14 protein-coding genes are annotated in these 20,189 nt (G+C 39.7%); 2 read left to right on the top strand and 12 right to left on the bottom strand.

Annotation, left to right across the window (positions count from 1 at the left end):
• Nucleotides 1-136: 136 nt before the first annotated feature.
• The 5 genes from nagB to WG905_RS10345 all read right to left on the bottom strand — a co-directional run bounded on the left by nagB (nucleotide 137) and on the right by WG905_RS10345 (nucleotide 7,114).
• Entirely contained in the window at nucleotides 137-2,056 is a 1,920-nt protein-coding gene (gene nagB / locus WG905_RS10365; protein WP_339591646.1) for a glucosamine-6-phosphate deaminase, read from the bottom strand.
• A 42-nt stretch (nucleotides 2,057-2,098) separates the two neighbouring features.
• Nucleotides 2,099-3,394: a sugar MFS transporter gene (locus tag WG905_RS10360; RefSeq protein ID WP_339591645.1), complete on the bottom strand. Its 1,296-nt coding sequence runs from the start codon at nucleotides 3,392-3,394 to the stop codon at nucleotides 2,099-2,101.
• A 7-nt stretch (nucleotides 3,395-3,401) separates the two neighbouring features.
• A complete protein-coding gene (locus tag WG905_RS10355) occupies nucleotides 3,402-4,094 on the bottom strand; it encodes a carbohydrate-binding family 9-like protein (RefSeq protein WP_339591644.1) in 693 nt (230 codons plus the stop codon).
• A gap of 314 nt (nucleotides 4,095-4,408) precedes the next feature.
• Nucleotides 4,409-5,491, bottom strand: coding sequence for a substrate-binding domain-containing protein (locus WG905_RS10350; protein WP_339591643.1), 1,083 nt, complete (start codon nucleotides 5,489-5,491; stop codon nucleotides 4,409-4,411).
• Between the two features lie 438 nt (nucleotides 5,492-5,929).
• Nucleotides 5,930-7,114, bottom strand: a complete 1,185-nt coding sequence (locus WG905_RS10345; RefSeq protein WP_339591642.1) for a glycoside hydrolase family 88 protein — start codon at nucleotides 7,112-7,114, stop codon at nucleotides 5,930-5,932.
• A 361-nt stretch (nucleotides 7,115-7,475) separates the two neighbouring features.
• Here WG905_RS10345 and WG905_RS10340 point away from each other — a divergent pair, with 361 nt between their 5' ends.
• Complete coding sequence (locus WG905_RS10340) at nucleotides 7,476-10,130, top strand: glycoside hydrolase family 2 TIM barrel-domain containing protein (RefSeq protein ID WP_339591641.1); 2,655 nt, start codon at nucleotides 7,476-7,478, stop codon at nucleotides 10,128-10,130.
• A gap of 67 nt (nucleotides 10,131-10,197) precedes the next feature.
• Here the strand turns inward: WG905_RS10340 and WG905_RS10335 are convergent, their stop codons facing one another.
• The 5 genes from WG905_RS10335 to WG905_RS10315 all read right to left on the bottom strand — a co-directional run bounded on the left by WG905_RS10335 (nucleotide 10,198) and on the right by WG905_RS10315 (nucleotide 17,215).
• Nucleotides 10,198-10,698 carry a hypothetical protein gene (locus WG905_RS10335; protein WP_339591640.1) on the bottom strand — a complete coding sequence of 167 codons (501 nt, stop codon included), beginning with the start codon at nucleotides 10,696-10,698 and terminating at the stop codon, nucleotides 10,198-10,200.
• A gap of 94 nt (nucleotides 10,699-10,792) precedes the next feature.
• A complete protein-coding gene (locus tag WG905_RS10330) occupies nucleotides 10,793-14,953 on the bottom strand; it encodes a two-component regulator propeller domain-containing protein (protein WP_339591639.1) in 4,161 nt (1,386 codons plus the stop codon).
• A 68-nt stretch (nucleotides 14,954-15,021) separates the two neighbouring features.
• Nucleotides 15,022-15,642 (bottom strand): cupin domain-containing protein, encoded by a 621-nt coding sequence (locus tag WG905_RS10325; RefSeq protein ID WP_339591638.1) that lies wholly within the window; start codon nucleotides 15,640-15,642, stop codon nucleotides 15,022-15,024.
• A gap of 200 nt (nucleotides 15,643-15,842) precedes the next feature.
• The gene (locus tag WG905_RS10320) at nucleotides 15,843-16,469 is read right to left on the bottom strand and encodes a cupin domain-containing protein (RefSeq protein WP_339591637.1); all 627 of its coding nucleotides are present in this window, start codon (nucleotides 16,467-16,469) and stop codon (nucleotides 15,843-15,845) included.
• Between the two features lie 332 nt (nucleotides 16,470-16,801).
• On the bottom strand, nucleotides 16,802-17,215 hold the full coding sequence (locus tag WG905_RS10315; protein ID WP_339591636.1) for a hypothetical protein: 414 nt from the start codon (nucleotides 17,213-17,215) through the stop codon (nucleotides 16,802-16,804).
• Nucleotides 17,216-17,342: 127 nt separating this feature from the next.
• On the opposite strand from WG905_RS10315, the gene WG905_RS10310 reads away from it, so the two are divergent.
• A complete protein-coding gene (locus WG905_RS10310; RefSeq protein ID WP_339591635.1) occupies nucleotides 17,343-17,972 on the top strand; it encodes a sigma-70 family RNA polymerase sigma factor in 630 nt (209 codons plus the stop codon).
• Nucleotides 17,973-17,992: 20 nt separating this feature from the next.
• On the opposite strand, the gene WG905_RS10305 is transcribed toward WG905_RS10310, so the two are convergent.
• Both WG905_RS10305 and WG905_RS10300 read right to left on the bottom strand, forming a co-directional pair.
• Nucleotides 17,993-19,171: a GAF domain-containing sensor histidine kinase gene (locus WG905_RS10305; protein WP_339591634.1), complete on the bottom strand. Its 1,179-nt coding sequence runs from the start codon at nucleotides 19,169-19,171 to the stop codon at nucleotides 17,993-17,995.
• Between the two features lie 92 nt (nucleotides 19,172-19,263).
• On the bottom strand, nucleotides 19,264-20,127 hold the full coding sequence (locus tag WG905_RS10300; protein ID WP_339591633.1) for an alpha/beta hydrolase: 864 nt from the start codon (nucleotides 20,125-20,127) through the stop codon (nucleotides 19,264-19,266).
• Between the last annotated feature and the right edge of the window lie 62 nt (nucleotides 20,128-20,189).

Below are 20,189 nucleotides of genomic sequence, written 5' to 3'. Positions count from 1 at the left end.
TTTCGATGTACAAGAATCATTTAGACCTTAAATTAAAGATATAAATATATTGTGAATTAAAAAGCCTGCCTACAAATAATATGCGGCAGGCTTTTATTAATTAGATCCCGGAACAGGTCCGAGATGATAAAATATGTTAAAATTTCAATCTTACAAAAGCTTCCATCGCTTCGTATTCAGCTAAACCAAGTTGGTTGTATTGTCTTGCGGTTTCACTTGTCCGGTCTTCAGCTCTGATCCAGAACTCACGAGCATCATCACCAGGGAATACAGGTCTGTCTTTTTGACTTTGGTGCTTAAATATAGCAAGTCTCTTTTTCTCTACTTCTTTTGGAGATAAAGGAACAGCCATTTCAATTTCATGGATCTCAAACTCATGCCATGCACCACGGTATAACCATAACCAGCAATCTTTAACCCATTCTTCAGTTTCTTTTAAACGCTTTAATGCTTGCAGAATAATATCGAAACAAACTTTGTGTGTACCATGTGGATCGGCAAAATCACCTGCAGCAAAAACCTGTTGTGGTTTTATCTTATTTAAAAGCTCCATGGTTTGCACGATATCATCCTCATAGGAAACGTTTTTCTGCGTTTTACCGCGATCATAAAAAGGCAGGTCCATGAAATGGATATTTTCATCCTTCAATCCGGCAAAACGGGCTCCGGCTGTTGCCTCCCCTTTTCTGATTGTACCTTTAATGGTTCTCATAGCCAATGTATCAGCCTGGTTGGGCTGTTTGGTTTGCAAGAAGGTACGTGTTTCGTTATACAGGTCTTCCAAATGAGTCGTGTCAGTATTCAGACGCTTATTCAGATCAATAGAGAACTCTAAGAAACGAAGGGCATCGTCATCCCAAACTGCCGTATTACCGGATGTCTGGTAAGCAACATGAACATCATGTCCATGATCTGCTAACCTGATAAAGGTACCGCCCATGGAGATCACATCATCATCCGGGTGCGGCGAGAATATGATAGAAGATTTTTTGGCAGGCAAAGCTCTTTCTGGACGCTGACTATCGTCGGCATTAGGTTTTCCTCCCGGCCATCCTGTAATGGTATGTTGTATTTTATTAAATACGTTAATATTGATATCGTAGACAGGCCCTTTTTGTGTGGCAAGCTGAGCCATACCATTGTTATTATAGTCTTCATCTGTTAATTTCAGAATCGGCTTATTTAAGGTCTTTGATAACCAGATCACGGCCTTTTTTATGAGCATATCAGTCCACTCACAATCCTTTACCAGCCATGGTGTATCAAACCTGGTCAATGAAGTAGCAGCATCCTGGTCTAAAATAAATTCTACGTTATCCGACAGCTGCAAATAGGTTGCTGGAACATCTCCGGAGATATTTCCTTCTACTGCTTTTTTAACGATCTCTGATTTCTTTTCATTCCATGCCATTAAAATGATTTCTCTGGCTTTGAAGATGGTACCGATACCCATGGTAATCGCTTTCTCGGGAACGTTTGCTTTACCACCAAAATCACGGGAAGCATCAATGCGTGTTAAATCATCAAGCGTTACTAAACGGGTACCTGAATTTGGCGCAGAACCTGGCTCATTGAAACCAATGTGACCCGTACGACCAATACCTAATAATTGCAGGTCCAGACCACCCAAATCAGTGATTTTCTTTTCGTAAGCAATACAATAAGCAGCAATATCCTCTTTATTTATTGTTCCATCGGGGATATTAATATTTTCAGGCTTAATATCCACATGGCCGAACAAATGCTGATTCATGAACTTCACATAGCTTTGTTGTGCATCTGGTTTCATTGGATAATACTCATCCAGGTTGAAAGTAATGACATTGCTAAAGCTTAAGCCCTCTTCCTTATGCAAACGAACTAGTTCAGCATAAACATTGATCGGTGTTGCGCCAGTTGCAAGACCTAATATGGCATGTTCGCCAGCTTCTTGTTTTCTTCTGATAAGATCAGCTATTTTTTTTGCTACTGCTTTTGATGCGATAAACTGATCAGCATAAATACGAACCGGTACTTTTTCGAATCTTGTTTCTTCAAGAAGATTTAATCTTTTCATCTAAATATTGTTAAAACTATATTATTATTCTATTGTACAAACTTATTTTGTGACTTTATGTCCCCAGACAGCGTAATATAATATGAACATATAACTTGGAATCATGATCCAGTAGGCTTGCTGCATGCTGGACAAGTCAGCTAAATATCCAAATATTAAAGGTAGAACGGCACCACCGGAGATGGCCATCACCAGAAATGAAGATCCCATTTTTGTAAAGCGGCCCAGTCCTGAAATTGCCAATGGAAAAATTGCAGGAAACATAAGCGAGTTTGCCAATCCCAAAAGGGCGATGAACAACACTGAAGTATAGCCATCTGTTGACATCGCAAGAACGGTAAAAATAGCACCTAATACGGCACAGAATTTCAAGGCACTCTCCTGGCTAAAATATTTTGGGATGCAGATGATACCGATGATATAACCCACAATCATACTGATTAAAGTATAGGTAGTGAAAAATTTCGCAGTAGCTAAGGGGATGCCTTGTTCTGAACCATAGCTAATGATGGTATCCCCTGCCATTACTTCAACACCGACGTATAAAAACATGGCTAATACCCCAAGTAGTAAGTGAGGGAACTGGAAAGCACTGGTTTTATTTGTATTTGCTTTAGCCACGGCCTCATCTTCATGGTCTGTATCTATTTCAGGAAGTGCGGAATAGTAAACCCAAACAGCTAAGGCGACTAAAACAGCGAAGATAACTACATAGGGAAGAATTACCTTGGAGGCTAACTCATTTAACTCAGCAGCTTTCTGTACGACTGTCATTTGCTGAATTTTTTCAATTACTTTGTCTGCATCTTTCAAGGTAATTGCACCCAAAACAATCGGGGCAAGGGCTCCGGCAACTTTGTTACAGATACCCATGATACTAATGCGTTGTGCGGCACTTTCTTTAGGTCCTAAGATGGCAATGTATGGGTTTGATGCTGTCTGCAAGACCGCTAAACCCGTACCTTGTATAAAAAGGCCCAATAAAAACAGCCCATATTCCCGCATCATGGCTGCCGGAATAAAAACAAGCGCTCCTACGGCAATCACGACTAAGCCGACTGCCATGCCGTTCTTGAAGCCTGTTTTCTTTAATATCCAGCCTGATGGGACGGACATAACGAGGTAAGAGATGTAAAAAGAAAAAGCGACCAGGTAAGACTCAAAGTTATTGAGCTCACAAGCGATTTTTAAATAGGGAATCAGCACTGAGTTTAGCCAGGTAATGAAACCAAAAACAAAAAATAATGCACCTATAATGACAATAGGGTTTACTTTCTGCTTTACCGGAAGCTCCACAGCAACGGGCTCTTGAAGGTTAGTTTTGTAGTTTTCAGACATAGTTAAGTTATAATGATGGTTTATTTAAGTTGATTTCTGTTGGGTGGTTGCTTTCTTCACTATCGATAAATGCGATATCTCCGAAAAATGCTGGTTGATGGAAATCAGGTTCTTCTGTTTGGATAGGGTTCCAGGATAAAAAATGGGGAACTGGCAAGTCATCTCCACATTTATAAAAATTAGCCCTTCCAGTTAATCCTTTAAAAGTCTTTAAAGAATGGTGACAAAACACTTCAAGTGGAATGGCAAGGGTAAGCTCCCAATGAACGAGCCCGTCTTTTAATTTAAAAAACGACCTGTGCTGAATTTTCTCAATTAAATGTTTAGGTACAAATTCCCGCTCTTCCCTGCCTGCACCATAGGCTGCCCTGCAGGTGCCAATACAGTTAAATTCTAAATTATAATATTTATCATCCTCACCGATGGCCATAAAAAATTCTACACAGGAATCTTTATAAACGGGGTCGTTGCTGACCAGATAAGTGGTTCTGATGTCTTTTTCAGCCACATCATATTTTAAAAACAGCTGATCCCCCTGGTAAGCTATGGTAAACGCTGCTTCCGGCTCATAAGGAAATTCGGGCCAGTTCAATGCTGCGATGGGATGTTTTTTTAAACCGGCTAGTTGCTCAGCGATTTCATCACCATCTTTGAATGACTTTATCCCCGGCAAGTAATTTACTTCAATTCGCTTTTTCACAATTTAACCGATTAAGATTGAACAAGTATCAATTGCACACCGTGCTTTGCTAATGAAGGCTGCAACACGACTACTTTAACTTTACGTTCGAAGCAGAATTGACTAACAACAGCTGGAATGTCATAGGTAGCATTATTTTTCATCAGAGAATAATTTGTTTTTAATGGTGATGCAGCTATCATAAGCTTTTTCATTGCTCTTTATAAGCTGCATGCTTATGATGGTTTTATAGGTTTAAATATAAAATTTCTGAAATGTATTAATAGCAAATATAATTAATTAAAGATGTGTGCGCACACATTTTACATTTAATTTCAAAATATCCTAACTTCCAAACTATCATCTGTGAAATAACTTGCATTCTCTTTTGTAACCACATCCAGCGGCAGGTATTTAAGTACAGGCACCTCCTTTTTAAAGATTAAATGATCGGCCAGAATATTTAACCCCCAATAACCTTGTCCCTTTGGATTTTGATTGATTAAAAAACTAATGAGGTCATTTTCCAGAAAACCAAGGTTTTTAGGTACAAGATCATAACCCACAATTTTAATATGGTGAATATGGCGTTTCTTTAAATAATCAGCTATTTCATATGCTTTAGAGGTAGAAACAAAAATACTTTTCAGATCAGTGGTTGTTTCAAACAGGCTGTCCAGTTGTTTAACAAAGGTGGCGTAATCGGGCCTGATGAGGTTAGCTTTAACGATATTATATTTTTGGCTTAAATTATTCTCACTAAAATAATTTCTAAAACCTTGTTCTTTTTTTTCAAGGTGCGCTGCATTGGTGATTTCCTCATCTAAATGTGCAATGAGTATGGAACATGGTTCTGGCTGTCCGTAGTGGACCAGCTTTCCTGCAAGAAAACCGCTTTTGTAAGAATCCTGACCTATATAACTTAGCGGTTCACATTCTGCGATTTCGGTATTAAAAAGAACAAATGGGATGCCCAGCGCTTTCCACTGGTCGAAGAATGGCAAAGCCTCCCTGTAAAACAACGGGGACAACAAGATCCCTTCCGGAGAACTTGCTGTGGCTTCCTTTGCTTTCTGTACAAAAGAATCCACCTTTAACGGGTCAAATAAATATTTCTCTACCACCAGTCCATACTGCTTCAAATCTTTTTCGGCCCTATTGATCCCTGCATTTGGCGCAATCCAATAAGGGTCAAAAGCTTCATCAGGAAGGAGTGCAGCAATCTTATAAGTTTTTTTTGAACCGAGGGCCCTGGCAATCAGGTTGGGTTCATAATCCATCTCTTTGATTATTTTCAACACTTTTTCCTGCACCTTGGCAGAAACACGCCCCCTATTATGCAAAACCCTGTCTACGGTCCCCGTAGATACTTTTGCTTTCAATGCGATGTCTATAATCCGAATGGTTTTGTCTTTCATTAAGATATCATTGTTTATTAATGGTAATGAAGCTACATCAGCTGATCATCACTGCTGTTTGTAAGCCCAAGCCGATGATAATCTCATTCAATTATCTTCATTTTAGGGCACAAGCAACCCGGCATCCAATATAGATAATTAAAACAAAATTTGAAGGAATTAAACTAATCTGTCATCGTCCATGTTCCTTTCCTTGATTTGCGATTTGAAATTGAGAAAAGGAAATGAAGGGAGTGGTAGCTAAAGTTAAAACAGAAGCTATAAAATGATTTCTTTTCATGACGCTATATTTAATAGAATGAATGATGCAGACAGTCAATTAATTAGATAAGCATGATCTAATATTGATATATTACTGAAAATCAGGACACAACAGCATACACAAAAGGCTGATCATTGTGTCATGATACAGCCTCTTACTGAATTATTAAGCAAGCGTTATAATTTTTTCAAAGCTTCGTACCTTAACAAAGCTTCCAGGTAATAGTAGTCAGCGTAATTAAGTGGTACATCCACTTCGCTGTTCACAGGCTTATGTCCGGTACTGTGTTCCAGAATAAAACCATAATTATCACCTGCGTTACTGGTGTAATTTTTTGTCAGTGACTTCAACATCTTATTTGCTGCAGCAGTATAAGTCTGCTGATTTTTACTGTAGGACCTTAGTTCATATAGTGCAGAAGCCGTGATTGCCGCAGCAGAAGCATCTCTTGGGACACCCGGTATGGCAGGGTCGTTAAAATCCCAATAAGGAACAAGGTCTGCAGGAAGATTTTTATGGCTCAAAATAAAATCAGCAATGCCTTCTGCCTGTTTTAGATAAGCTTCATCTTTAGTCTCCCGGTAACAAAGTGTATAACCATATAAGGCCCAGGCCTGTCCTCTTGCCCATGCAGATCCATCACTATACCCCTGGTGAGTTGCCTGACCTCGCACCGCTCCGTTTTCCGTGTCATAATCCACCACATGAAATGAGCTATAATCTGGTCTGAAATGGTTTTTTAAAGTGGTGTTTGCATGTGTCACTGCTATTTTATAAAAAGACGAATCCCCGGTCAGTTTGGTCGCTTCAAATAATAACTCCAGGTTCATCATGTTATCTATGATCACAGGATATTGCCATTTATTGCGGTTATGATCCCATGAACGAATTACCCCTGCCGTTGGATTAAAACGTGTCGAAAGACTTTTTGCGGCTTCTATAATGACTTTGCGGTAAGCTTCGTTTTCACCCAGCCTGTAGCCGTTGCCGAAACTGCAATTGATGATGAAACCCAGGTCATGGGTACCCGTATTAAACTGCTCCTTTTCAAGGTTGGCTGTATATTTCTGTGCTTCCTCCTTAAATTTGGGATCCTTGGTTTGTTCATACATCAGCCAAAGTACCCCCGGAAAAAAACCACTTGTCCAATCTCTTGACCTTACTAGTTTTAGTTTCTCTTTTTCTATGGTTCGGGGAGATACCAGGTCATTTTTCACCCCCTTATCCGTTTTCCCGGTCTCCAGCAGCAATAACTGAGTTTGTGTACTTGCATGCTTAAACGCTTTTTTAGTATTGACTTTCTGTGCATTTGTCAGGCTTACAAATACCAGGAGCAGCAGCACCGTTAGTTGATATTTCATAATTAATTTATTCTGGTTTATAAAGGCATTGATGAAATCAAACTTAACGGTAAGAAAATAAATAGCGACGGACTTTTCATTCAATCAGACAGCATTTTTGGTGCAACATGTCTATAAGCTTGATTCATGAAGATGCTGCAACATTTATAGTGCAGTAATGCATGAAATTTATAGTTCACAATCACAACCTAAGCCTACTTTAGTTAATCAAAGTTTGTAGAGCCAATGCGGTTAAGACATAGAAACCATCATGAGCCTACACTCAGCAATAGGGATAAATAAGCCAATGATAGCATGATAACCAGATAAAAAACAAAACATACCAATGAGATTAAAACTACTAAATTCCTTAATATTCTGCTTGATATTCCTATCAGCAGCTCAAGCACAGGAAAGACTATCTAAAACCATTAACAGTAATTGGCACTTTATTAAGGGTGATACCACAAAAACTAACTTAACCAATAAGTGGCAACCGGTGTCAATTCCCCATAGCTGGAATGCAGTGGATGTGATGGATGATCAACCGGGTTATTACAGAGGCGCAGGATGGTATAAGAAAACACTTTATATCCCATCGAGCTGGAAAGAAAAAGAGGTCTTCATTTTCTTTGAAGGCGCTGCACAAGTTGCAGAAGTATTTTTAAACGGGACAAAAATTGGTGAACACACCGGCAGCTATAATTTCTTCTCCTTCCCGATCAGTAAATACTTGAAATTTACTAAAGAAGGGAATACAACAAATGAACTTGTTGTAAGAGTAGACAACAGCAACAATGAAAATATCCCTCCCCTTTCGGGTGACTTCACTTTTTTTGGAGGTATTTACCGGGATGTTTATTTAAAAGCTGTTAACAAGATTCATTTTGATGCCGACAACCATGCATCAAGCGGAATTTTCATTACCACACCTGTGGTAAACAGCAGTACAGCTGATGTCCATATTAAAGGTGCTTTTCTGAATGCCGGCAGCGACAAAAAGAAGCTTAACATCAACCATAAAATTGTAGATGGAAATGGAAAGCTATTGGTTGAAATTAAGAACACCTACCATGCGAATCCAGGACAAAAAGTACCCTTCAGTCAGGATATGAAAAACATCAAAGGGTTCCAACTGTGGTCAATAGAAAATCCTCATTTGTACAGGTTAGTCTCTACTATTTCTGACGCGGGAACAAACCAGACCTTAGATGAAGTAAGCAACCCTTTAGGGTTCAGGTGGTTTAAATTTGATGCAGAAAAAGGTTTTTTTCTCAATGGCAAGTCCGTCAAACTTGTTGGCGCCAGCAGGCACCAGGATTATAAAGGCATGGCCAATGCGCTGCCTGATGCCCTGCACACCCGGGATGTGGAATTACTAAAAGCAATGGGTGGTAATTTCTTACGTGTTTCCCATTATCCGCAGGACCCAGCTGTTTTAGAAGCCTGTGATCGCCTAGGCATCCTGGCGTCGGTAGAAACACCGATTGTAAACCGCATTACTGAAACGGCTGCTTTTGCAAAAAACTCAAAAGATATGCACTTGGAAATGATCAGGCAGCATTTCAATCACCCGAGTCTGATCATGTGGACCTACATGAACGAAGTATTGTTGAGGCCTCGTTATGAGAAAGGCTCAGAAAAACAGGAACTTTACTTCAACAACATCACAAAATTAGCCCAGGAATTAGAAGATATCACGCGCAAAGAAGATCCTTACCGCTATACCATGATTCCTAACCATGGTGCTTTTGAGCTTTATAATAAAGTACAGCTTACGAAAATCCCCATGTTGGTGGGCTGGAATTTATACCTTGGCTGGTATTCACGCACACTGGATGGATTTGGTGCGTTTCTTGACCAGCACCGCAAACAGTTACCTGATAAACCTTTATTGGTGACAGAATATGGTGCTGATGCAGATAACCGGCTGCACAGCTTTGACCCTATTCGCTTTGATAAAACAGTTGAATATACAAATAAGTATCACCAGGTATATTTGAAAGCCATGATGGACCGCCCCTTTGTTGCCGCAGCGATGATCTGGAACCTTGCAGAGTTTAATTCAGAAGCAAGAGGTGAAAGTACGCCGCACATCAACAGCAAAGGAATCCTCACCCATGACCGTAAGCCGAAGGATGGCTACAGGTTTTACCAGGCCAATTTACTGGGTTCACCATATGTACAGATCGGTTCCAAAGAATGGATTGTACGTACGGGTTTTGCAGCAACAGAAAAAAATGCCATTTGCACACAGCCTGTAATTGTATTCAGCAATCAAAAAACCGTAAGCCTGAAACAAAACGGGAAATTAATAGGCAGCGCAGCAACAGCACAAGGCATTGCCAGTTTCGAGGTGCCTTTTGTTAATGGTTTAAACCGGTTAACGGTAGCAGCCATGGCAGATGGAATAGAAATTAATGACCAGGTAGATATTAACTTCCATATGCTCTCGCAAAATTTAAAAAGCAAGGAACTACCATTTAATGAGCTGAATATCAGCTTAGGCGACAAGCGTTTCTTTTATGATGAAAATGCTGCACAGGTTTGGATTTCGGAACAAGAATACCTGCCTGGAAGCTGGGGATATAAGGGCGGAAGCGTTTATACCATGGAAAACACCTCCAGACTAAGTTATGGTTCTGACAAAAACATCCTGGGCACTGATTTAGATCCCATATACGCGACACAAAGGACGGGCATTGAGCAGTTTAAATTTGATGTTCCGGATGGAGATTATCTGGTGACATTACATTTCGCAGAATTAAATTCAGCCATTAAAAGAGAAGGTTTAATTTATAACCTTAGTGAAGGAAAGGAAGGAACTGAAGAATTTAAAGAACGCTTATTTGATGTGACGATCAATGGCAAGGAAGCTCTCAGCGGCCTCAGCAATGCTGAAACGCTGATTCCTGAACATGCTGTTGCAGCTAAGTTTAATATCAGTGTGAATAATAATAACGGAATAACCATTGATTTCAAAGCGATCAAAGGCGCTTCCATCTTAAATGGGATCCAGTTGAAAAAAGTAAGATAGGATTTACCTTTCTAAGCTGCAAAGATGCAATTAACCATCTTTGCAGCTTTTTTTTGTCAATGAGTTCTTAAACAATCTTCAAAGAATGTATAGATAGAAACGGTTTAAGTTCCAATAAATGCGTGTAGACCTCAGCCGAGTTTGCACGGCTGTCAGATACCAGCAGGTAATTATCTATGGTTTCATGCCATATAAAGGGTTCCGAAAAAAAAGTAATAGCAACTTTATGCGTAGAGATATCATGAAGGCTTGAACTGATAATTTCAAAACTGTAATTTTTAAAGGTCATAAAATGTTCACCAAGGGTATTCAAAACATCCGGTATGGTTTCATTTAAATCATTGATATAATTGAGTACGGCTGCCAAAACCAATAAGTGAAGATTTTGTGCTGTTGGAACATGTCTGATTAACTCATCAAAGGTATTGCATGCTTTCTCCTTGTTAAAATTCTGAGCCTGAATCTTAAATTCCTTATACGAATCTTCAAATATCAGCCTGTCAAAAGTATGAATTGAGGATTTATCTATGATTTTTCGATAACAGAAGGTGATTTTTTTGGTATCCATTGCTTGCCCTCTCCCTATTTAAATAAATATAACTTCTCAATTAAAGATAACAAGCAAAAAGCAAAAAATAGATTAAACACGATGAACAACCTAATTATCCCGGTGAACCGATTTTATTGATATACGCTGTCGGGGTTTGATTAAACTGTTCTTTAAAACATTTCCTAAAATAGTTGATTTCGGTAAAGCCTGTCATATAAGCAACCTCACTGATGCTGTATCCTTGTGTTTCCAGCAATTGGGCCGCTCTTTTAAGCCTTACCGCCCTGATCAGTTCAACAGTAGTTTGATTAGTTAAGGCCTTGATTTTCCGATACAAGGTAGTCCTGCTCATAAAAACTTCAGCAGCCAGATCTTCCACATTTAAAGCCGGGTTATCGATATGCATTTCCACGTAGGCCATTACTTTGTGGAGAAAAACCTCATCAGGAGAAGTAATTGCCAGATTCTGTGGTTGTAAGGTGATTTCCTTCCGATAGCGTTCCCTTAAATGCTGGCGCTGTTCGAGGAGGTTCCAAACCCGGGCTTCAACGATATTGATATTGAAAGGTTTGGTGATATAATCATCTGCTCCTGTTTCAAGCCCTTCTATTTTATAAATCATCGGTGCCCGGGCCGTTAATAATATAATAGGGATGTGGCTCGTTCTGTTGTCGGTTTTAAGCATTCTGCATAAATCAGTACCGCTCATCAGTGGCATCATCACATCGCTGATGATGATATCGGGAACAACAGAAAGCGCTTTCTCCATCCCTTCTTTGCCATTATAAGCGGTATGAATATGGAACTTATCTTCGAAATGCTCACGAAGGAAATTGATGACATCCTTGTTGTCTTCCACAATTAACATCTCCGGACTTCCCTCCATCGTTGCTAAGACTTTCACTTTTCGCTCTTCTAAAAACTCGCTGTTTTTCCCCTTTTGTTCCTTATTGAAATAATTGTCGATGTTTTCACTGTCTTTATAATCTGCGATCAGCTCATTATCTTTCAGGTGATCTTTACCTAAGGGGATTTTAACGATAAAACAAGTTCTTCCTGGCACGGTGTCTGTTTCCGGCCGGCTTTCTACAGAGATTTCTCCTTTGTGCATTTCAACAAGTCCCTTAGTGAAAGCCAAGCCAATACCCGTACCCTGCAGGTTTGCACCATCCTCATCAAAGTGTTTAAACTGTTCAAAGATTCTGGAGACTATATCTGCCGAGATACCGGCACCATTATCTTCCACTTCAATCAACACAAATTTATTTTGACCGGAGTCGGGCAATTCCTCTTTAATCCTTACGATGATCGTTCCCTCTGGCCTGGTAAATTTTAAAGCATTTGACAGCAGGTTATATAATATTTTTTCAAATTTATCCCGGTCAAAATACACCCTTATCGACTTGCTATCCGCTTCCACGTGCAGGTTCACGTTTAAATGCTGGGCGTATGAATCAAAAGCAAGAACAACTTCTCTTACAAACCTTATGATATTACCTTCAGCAGCCTGTAACTGCATATTTCCGCTTTCAAACTTCCTGAAGTCCAGTAACTGATTGATTAATCGCACCAAACGTTCCCCATTCCTTTTCATGAGCATGAGCTGATGTTGTACGCGGTTATTCCCTTCATTCAAGGATAACAGTTTTTCAAGCGGAGCAAGAATTAACGTCAGTGGCGTTTTAATTTCATGGGAAATATTGGTGAAAAAGTTAAGTTTCCTTTGGTAAAGATCATGATCCTTTTCATGGATGAGATGCTGGAAACTTAAATCACTTTTCAGTTTAGCCGTTTTTATGGCATAAGAGTTATAAAGATAAAACAGCCCGCCCAGGATCAGCAGATAAAAAGAAAAAGCCCACCATGTAGCCCACCAGGGAGGCAACACTATTATTTTTATGGTCTTTGGTGTATCGTTCCAGACATCATTGTTGTTGGCGGCCTTGACTTTAAAAATATATGTCCCAGCGTCAAGGTTCGTATAGGTTGCATAGCGCTGGTTTCCGACAAAATGCCATTCATCATCGTGGTTAAGGCCGTCCAGCATATAAGCATATTTGTTTTTTGCCGGATTAACAAAGTTGAGCGCCGCAAACCTGAAAGAAATAAAAGCCTCATCGTAATTTAAAACAATCTCCTCGGTTTCATTTACAGCTTGTTTCAGCGGTGAGTCATCGCCATAATGAACAACAGGTTTATTTCGGATGGAGAACTCCGTTAAAATCACTTTAGGTTGATATTGGTTCTTTTTAATTTGATCCGGATGGAAATAAGTTAAGCCGTTAATGCCCCCGAAATAAAGTTCACCCTTATCACTGATGAAGCTCGAATTACGCATGAACTGGTTGCTTTGCAGGCCATCAGCTACAAAAAAGTTGGTAATACCAACAGATTTCGCGGTAAAAGGCAATGCGCCGTGGATAACAATTCGAGAAATACCGCTATTGGTGCTTACCCACAAATGCCCTTTATGATCTTCCTCAATGGCTTGAATGACATTATTAGCTAAACCCAAGGTTTCATCAATCACATAAAACCGACCTGTTGCTTTATCAAAAAGGTTCAGCCCGCCACCCTTGGTACCTACCCAAATTCGATTCTTACGATCGACAAGTAGGGATGCAATGCTGTTATTACTTAAGCTATAAGGATTATTTTTATTGAAATGGAATTGCCTGAATTTATTTCTATCATAATAATTAAGTCCCCAACTCGTACCAATCCATAAATTGTTCTGTTTATCCGCAACGATTTTCAAGATGTTATTGCGGCTCAAACTATTGCTGTCGGCCACGAGATGACGAAAGACTTTTGTACCCCCATTTTTATCTCTTAATATCAAGCCTCCGCCGTTGGTACCAATCCAAAGTTCATCATTGATTTTAAGCAGAGAAGCTACATCCTTTATATTCCCTGGAATGGAGATATTCGTTGAAGCTTTTGTGGTGCCATTGATAAAGCTCAGGCCATCAAAAGTACCCACCCAGAGGTTGTCGCCATCAGGCACTAAACTTTTAATGGTATTTTTGGCAATGTTTGCGCCTATAATTGGCAATGATAAGCTTTGAAAAGAAGTGAAATCCCGGTTTACGAAATTAATACCCCCGCCTTCAGTACCCACCCAAAGACCGCCATTTTTAGTAGCCGTAACAGCACTTACCATTTGATAATTCAGGCCCGGTTTGTAAGCGGTTTTGGCACCAAGGTAATTAAACATGTTATTGCCTATGGCAATCAGGTTGAGTCCCCCGGAAAAAGTACCCAGCCAAACATTTCCAGCCTTATCCTTTATAATGGTCCGGATAGAATTCTGACTCAATGAAGCAGGGTTATACCTGTCATGCTGGTGATTTGTAAATTGTTTGGTATCCTTATTAAAAATACTCAGCCCGTCACGGGTGCCAATCCAAACTTCTTTATCATTATAAAAATGAATATCGCGGATAATATCGATCGGTAAACTTTTATTATCGGATTTGTCATTCCTGAAATGCTGCAAGCTATTCTCTTTGGTATCGTAAATAAAAAGACCGGCACGCTCGGTGCCGATCCATATTTTATTTTCGGCATCCTTCTTAATTACGCGCGGATAAGAGTTCCGCAGGGAGACATTATTTTCCAGTGATGCAGGCAACGGTATATATTGCTTTTTCTTGGGGTCAAATCTTCTTAAATCCTTATCAATACTCACCCAAAACATCCCCTGATCATCTTCCATGACCTTATCCGTCCTTTTATCTTTGGGATAGTCAAAATGCAAGAAATTATTCCCTTCAGGATGATAGCGGATGAGCCCCTTTTGTGTTGTTACCCATATATCCCCCTTTTTGTCTTCATAAATAGAGGTAATATTTTCATTGAAACCCAAACCAGGGTTTTTAATTGTATTCAGCCTGGTGAATGCTTCCGTTTTTTTATCGAAGACATTTAATCCATCTGACGTGCCGATCCAAATTTTTCCAGCCTTATCCTCGTACAAGGCATTAACCTGGTTATGACTAATGCTATGTGGATTACGGTTTTCATGCTTATAATAAGTGAAATCATAACCATCAAATTTATTTAGTCCATCTTCCGTTCCAATCCATATGATACCTTCCCTATCCTCCAGGAGCGCATACACCGTATTTTGAGATAGCCCCTCATTAATTGTATAGCGTTTAAAGTTGATTCTCTTGTTTTGTGCGTTTGAGGGAAAAACTGAGATGAGTATACTCAGGACGACCGTAAAAAAGAGGCTTACAGGATATTTAATTAAAAGATAATCAAACATTATTTGGTTATAGGTTAGCTGAAAGTGATGCTAAATATAACATAATCAAGCAATACAAAAGCAAATTATCATTTCAACCCGTACTTATCCATAATTCCCTTCCTTTGATCATGATAAATCACAATACCCCATTCGGCATTATTTACATCTAGCCGTCTTTGACCTTCTTTGGAGTCCAGCGCTATTCCTTCTACCCTCAATTGATTAAAATTTTTAACAAGTTCGACTAGGAAAAGGTCGAAATTCTGATTTGGATATATATCAATAAAACTCAAAGGCTCATCACTCGCATTCCAAAAAGTGTGTACAATATCATGTGGGCGCATCAGCCATCCCCCTTCTTCCACTTGAAAAACTTCATTACCAATCAAGACAGAGGCAGTCCCTTTAGTCACTCTCATCACTTCGTCCAGGTCTTTATGTACATGTGGTGAGGGCCCCATTGTTTTTGGCGGCACATAAATTTCTGTGGCTGCAAATTGATTATTTGTTTGTTCGAACCTAATTTTTAGGTCAGGGTCTTTAGGTTCATTAGGTTCTAAATAAAAAGGCTTAATTGGCTTTTTATTGATCTTGTTGGTAATAGCCTTCGGCTTATCATCAGTTGATTGAGCGAAAGCTTCAAAATCCCAACTACTAGAGATTACACCAGCAAGCAATGATGATGCAATAAAATCCCTTCTTTTCATGGTTTAAATTTTAATGGACATTAAAATCACACCCTAACCTAAAGGTTTCATCTGTAAATTAAATCCAAGCGCAATGTTTTACAATTAAACTAATTGTATTTTCAAGCCTACTAGTCAATTAACCGGAGATGATTCTTTGGTTAGATGTTAGCTGAACGTGACGCTAAATATAACATCATCAAGCAATACAAACTGAATTATCATTTCAAACCGTACTTATCCATAATTCCCTGCCTTTGATCATGATACATCACAACGCCCCATTCGGTAGTAATTACATCCAGCCGTCTTTGACCTGCTGTTGAAACTGGATCTATTCCTTCCCCAATCAATTGATTAAGAGTTTTAACAGCTTCCACCAGAAAAAGGTCGAAATTTTGATTTGGAAAGAGATCAATAAAACTCAAAGGCTCATCAGTTGCATTCCAAAAGGTATGTACAATATCATGTGGGCGCATCAGCCATCCCCCCTCTTCCACCTGATAAACTTCATTACCGATCAGCACAGAGGCAGTTCCCTTAGTGACCCTCATCACCTCGTCCAGGTCTTTATGGACATGTGGCGCTGGCCCCATTGTTTTTGGCGGAAAATGAAATTCTGCGGCTGCAAATTGATTATTTGTTTGTTCAAACCTAATTTTTAGATCGGGAATCTTTGGTGCTCCCTTGTCAGGTTCTAAATAAAAAGGTTTAATTGGCTTTTTATCGATCTTGTTGGTGATCGCCTTCGGCTTATCATCAGTTGATTGAGCAAAAGCTTCAAAATCAAAGCTATTTGCAATTACACCAGCAAGCAATGATGATGCAATAAAATCCCTTCTTTTCATGGTTTAAATTTTAATGGACATTAAAATTACACCCTAACCTAAAGGTTTCACCTGATGATTAAATTTAAGTAATTATTTTATAATTTTTTAAACTAATTGTGTTTTTTACAGACTAACTCATTGACACCTAGACAATAAATTTACACGACCACCATGCTCAATTCAACTGTATCAGTTTTTAATTGGTTTTCACAGGCGATAAGGCTAGCCTGCTAATCGATTAAGCTATCCAATGAAGTGATTAGGCTTGCAAATTAAAGCGATGAAGTCATCATAAGCATAAAAAGTAAGCCTGCTGAGGATTACCTCAACAGGCTTTTTAAGGGTCATTCTTATGCGCCGATAGGATGGTTAACCCCATATGTTTTTTCTGGTAGTGTTACGGAGATTTTCGCCAATGTAAAGGCACCGATAGCCATCGCCAGATCACGTACCGCTACATCAAGATACTGACCACTAGCCACTAAACTTAAAGCGATCAGCACCAGCCACGCACTCACCAGGTATGCACCTTTTTGGGGATTTAGGAACACAAGAATTCCCGCGATGATCTCAATTACACCCACCACCATCATAAAAGTTTGGTCACTAAAAGGAAGCATGGCTTTTAGCGTGGGGTTGAGGTAGTGTGACCAGTCAGTTAAAAGGTTGCTGAACTTATCGGCCCCTGCAACTATTGGAATAAGGCCATAAGTAAATTTAAGCAGCGTTTGAATGTCTTTAATTTTTTTACTTTGATCTTCCATGATGAAATGTTTTTTATATATTAGAGATCAGCAAGTTACAAAGGGTTACAAAATTTATTTAAGGGATTTTTGTAACCCTTTTGATGTCAGGATACTCTATTAATTATACACAAAGCGTAATCTAACTATGACAAACTTAGCAAGTGTGAGCCTCAGTGATGAGGAAATTGTAGATAGGATTATTAACGGGGAAAAGCACCTGTATGAATTACTGATGCGAAAGTTTAATGAACGTTTTTACCGGATCAGCATGTCCATCGTTTGTGATGATGAAGAAGCAGAAGATATTATGCAGACGGCTTATCTTAATGCCTACCTGCAATTATCAAAGTTTAAACACCAGTCGAGTTTTGCCACCTGGTTTACCCGGATCCTGATCAATGAAAGCATTCTCCACAAAAAAAAGAAGATGAAACGGGAAAACATACACATGGAAGATGCCTATCAAGATCAGCATACGGAAACACCACTGGATAACCTCATGCAAAAAGAGCTAAAGGTACTCCTGGAAAAAGCGGTTGCAACGCTTCCTGAGAAGTACAAAATGGTCTTTGTGATGCGAGAGATTCAGGGGATGAGCACCACTGAAACCATGGATGCACTTGATATAGGCGAGTCCAATGTTAAAATCCGCTTAACGAGGGCCAAAGAAATGCTCCGCTCAGAACTCCACAATTACTGGCAACCCAAACAGCTTTTTGAATTTCACCTGAGCCGTTGTGACAGGGTGGTAAATTATGTGATGCAGCGGATTTGATAATTCCAATAAGACCTTAATCAACTCAATGTTAGCGTAAAACGGGTTTCCTCATCAGTAGAGGTCGCTCTTAAAACACCGCCATGCGCATTGGCAATTTCCTGGGCAATATATAAACCGAGTCCCAGCCCCTTACTATCAGCTTTGGGATCACCCCGATAAAACGGTTTAAACAAGCCGTTCAATTTTTCTTTCGGAATTTTGTCGCCCGAATTTATAACGGAGAGCTTAAACTTCCCATGTTCACTTAAAGCCTCCACGGTAATGGGGGCATTTTTATTTCCGTGTATTAATGCATTGGCTAAAAGATTTGAGAACAGTTGGGCAATACGTGTACCATCACAACTAATGGGATCAACGAATTTAAAATGAGTATCGATCATACGTTCAGGATGTGAAAGCTGGAGTTCGGAAATCACCTGGCTTAATTCCACATGCAAAGATTGATGAACGCTCGTTTTGATATCAATGCCATCGCCCATTCTTCCTTTTGCAAAGTCAAGGATATTGTCAATCAGGTTTTTAACACGGTAAGCTGAATCATGAATAATCTGGGCAAGTTTGTTAACACGGTCCTGATCAGGTATGCGAAGCAGCAGTTGCGCTGCATTGGAGATGGCTCCTATAGGATTTCTTAAATCATGACCCAAAATGGCTATAAACTGATCTCTGAGCTCGGCGGTTTTCTGCTCTTCCAGCAGGCTGATTTCACTTGTTTTAAGTTCTTCAACAGCATTGATATGAAAGGCAACAAGTTCGGCGAAAAGCTTGAAAAGCGAAATGGTATGCGGATTATTGATGGATGCAGGTGATGGATCAATGGCACATAAAGTTCCGAAAAAGCTGCCGTTTTTCAGCACAATGGGCATGGATATATAACTTTCAATACCATACATCCGGGGTGTATGGTGTGAATTGTACTTCTGGTCCAGTGAGGCATGGTCAATAACTACGGCTGAGTTGTACATTCTAACCTCATGACAAAGCGTGGTTTCCAATTCAAGTTCACCGCCGGGCAATATACCAAAGTTAATATGATCAGCAACCGCACAGGCAACCCATTTTTGCTCCGTAACCCGGGCTACAACAGCAAAGCCCATTCCCGTAGTCTTTAAAATCACATCAAGAATAGTAGACACAGCATCTATTTTAGATATGGTATCTATATCGTTTTGAATGTTCGATTGAATTTCTGCCATCTTAAAATGATTTGTTCCAACAAATTAAGATTTTTTAAGGTGATAATTGAACAAAAAAGCAGACAGTTCCCCAAAGTAACAACAATGGGTATTTAGTGCACAAGTTTCATCGACAAACTATTCATCCAGTTGATACACCTTCCAAACCATTCGCCGAAAGATGGTGCTGTTAGAAAACCATGATCTCCGGTAGCATAAATGTGCAGTTCAGCAGGTACTCCCTTATTTTTAAGCGCCTGGTAAAACTCCAGACTGTTTGCCACTGAAACCACCTGATCAGCTCCGGAATGTACTAAAAAAGCAGGAGGAGTATCTGCAGTGGCCTGCAGCTCATTAGAATAGAATCTTATTTTTTTTTCTGAAGCAAATTCCCCCAAAAGATGATTTCGGGAACCAATATGTCCGATTCGGTCAGTTAGGCTGATCACCGGGTTAATGAGGATCATAAAATCAGGCCGGAGGTTGCTATTTTCTTTATTTTCTATCACTGGATTTGCGAAATGAGCACCCAGGGAAGCTGCAAGATGCCCACCAGCGGAAAAACCCATCACCCCTATTCTGGTAGAATCAATTTTCCATACTTTAGCATGCTGCCGGACATATTTCATCGCTTGCTGCGCATCTTGTAAGGGCCCCATCGACTTATCTATCATGGTATGGTCACTGGGAAGCCTGTATTTTAAAACAAAAGCAGTGATACCCAGCTCATTAAAAGCTTTGGCAACATCACTCCCCTCCCGTTTAGTCAGTAAAGTGTGGTAACCACCTCCCGGACAAATGATAACAGCAGTGCCGTTAGCTTTTCCCGCAGCGGGAAGAAAAACCCTGAGCGTAGGAACCGATACTTTAGAAGTAAGGCTATCTACCTCCGCGTTGGGTGTATGAAGTTCTTCATTTTTAACAGCTTTTGAGTTTGGAACCTTTCCCTGATATAAATTAATTTCTTGCTGTGCCATGCAATACCCACAGCTAAGCAATAAGATTATAAGTATTGACTTAAACATAAATTACCTTCATT

This window comes from Pedobacter immunditicola (assembly GCF_037482985.1).
Classification (GTDB): Bacteria; Bacteroidota; Bacteroidia; order Sphingobacteriales; family Sphingobacteriaceae; genus Pedobacter; species Pedobacter immunditicola.
This window is presented reverse-complemented; position numbering and strand designations above follow the sequence as displayed.

What these genes read in the sequence shown, in the direction of transcription:
- WG905_RS10315 (WP_339591636.1), bottom strand. Translation starts at nt 17,215, where the DNA reads ATGGAAGATCAAAGTAAAAAAATTAAAGACATTCAAACGCTGCTTAAA.
- WG905_RS10310 (WP_339591635.1), top strand. Translation starts at nt 17,343, where the DNA reads ATGACAAACTTAGCAAGTGTGAGCCTCAGTGATGAGGAAATTGTAGAT.
- WG905_RS10305 (WP_339591634.1), bottom strand. Translation starts at nt 19,171, where the DNA reads ATGGCAGAAATTCAATCGAACATTCAAAACGATATAGATACCATATCT.
- WG905_RS10300 (WP_339591633.1), bottom strand. Translation starts at nt 20,127, where the DNA reads ATGGCACAGCAAGAAATTAATTTATATCAGGGAAAGGTTCCAAACTCA.
- WG905_RS10325 (WP_339591638.1), bottom strand. Translation starts at nt 15,642, where the DNA reads ATGAAAAGAAGGGATTTTATTGCATCATCATTGCTTGCTGGTGTAATC.
- WG905_RS10345 (WP_339591642.1), bottom strand. Translation starts at nt 7,114, where the DNA reads ATGAAATATCAACTAACGGTGCTGCTGCTCCTGGTATTTGTAAGCCTG.
- WG905_RS10320 (WP_339591637.1), bottom strand. Translation starts at nt 16,469, where the DNA reads ATGAAAAGAAGGGATTTTATTGCATCATCATTGCTTGCTGGTGTAATT.
- nagB (WP_339591646.1), bottom strand. Translation starts at nt 2,056, where the DNA reads ATGAAAAGATTAAATCTTCTTGAAGAAACAAGATTCGAAAAAGTACCG.
- WG905_RS10360 (WP_339591645.1), bottom strand. Translation starts at nt 3,394, where the DNA reads ATGTCTGAAAACTACAAAACTAACCTTCAAGAGCCCGTTGCTGTGGAG.
- WG905_RS10335 (WP_339591640.1), bottom strand. Translation starts at nt 10,698, where the DNA reads ATGGATACCAAAAAAATCACCTTCTGTTATCGAAAAATCATAGATAAA.
- WG905_RS10350 (WP_339591643.1), bottom strand. Translation starts at nt 5,491, where the DNA reads ATGAAAGACAAAACCATTCGGATTATAGACATCGCATTGAAAGCAAAA.
- WG905_RS10330 (WP_339591639.1), bottom strand. Translation starts at nt 14,953, where the DNA reads ATGTTTGATTATCTTTTAATTAAATATCCTGTAAGCCTCTTTTTTACG.